This window comes from Vibrio sp. Makdt (assembly GCF_027587015.1).
Classification (GTDB): Bacteria; Pseudomonadota; Gammaproteobacteria; order Enterobacterales; family Vibrionaceae; genus Vibrio; species Vibrio chagasii_B.
The window spans coordinates 1-720 of the sequence record NZ_JAPPTH010000068.1 but is presented as its reverse complement, the minus strand read 5'-3'; the positions used below and the strand labels follow the sequence as shown (position 1 = coordinate 720).

The following is a 720-nucleotide window of genomic DNA, read 5'->3' as shown; positions in this document are numbered from 1 at the left end:
GCATCACCGCAGAAAGTGGCTGAGACAGTACCAGCTAACTCACGTACTGAAAGTTCAGTAGCACAGTCGGGCAATGTAGAGTCAGCAACACAACTGGCGAGTGCTCCTACTCAAAAGGCAACTGATGCTGTTGCAAATACACAACGCCCTAATACTTCAGAGAAGGAGACGGGAACAAATCAGACCCAATTGGTGAATGCATCCACTGACTCCAATAACGGTAATCAAGGCACGGGAACTAGTGAGGACTCTCACAATGATTACAAAATGGGGAATCAAACCAAACTAGCATCACTCAACGACACTGATTCAAGTTCGCCTTCTGTTACCGGAAGCGGTTCAATGGACCTAGCATTATTGGAGTCTTCACAGTTCAGTGGTATGGCTGATGGAGATAAAGAGATTGTGATGGAGGCTATTGCTAGTGGCCAACTTACTGCTGATGAAGGCATTGAAGTGTTCAATGCGGTTCAAAGTGGAGAAATTAACTCAGATGAAGCTATTCAGATAGCTAACGGGACAAAGGAATTGCCGAGCGCCCGTAATGAAATGTTGGCTTCTACTGGCTCTAGTCAGTCGAATAGTGACCTTACTGCGAGCTCAGATAATGACATGGGATCGGCGCTTACAGGTGCAGACAATGAGTTCATCTCTAAAGAAAGCGATGCACATTTAGCGTCAACGAACTTTGAAGCGCCAGTATCAGGAGCGGTCGAGCAG

The 720-nt window shown here is 46.5% G+C and carries 1 protein-coding gene; it reads left to right on the top strand.

Annotated features, from left to right (window positions below):
• A partial coding sequence (locus OH460_RS27315) for a hypothetical protein (protein ID WP_270000195.1) occupies positions 1–720 on the top strand: 720 nt, incomplete at both ends.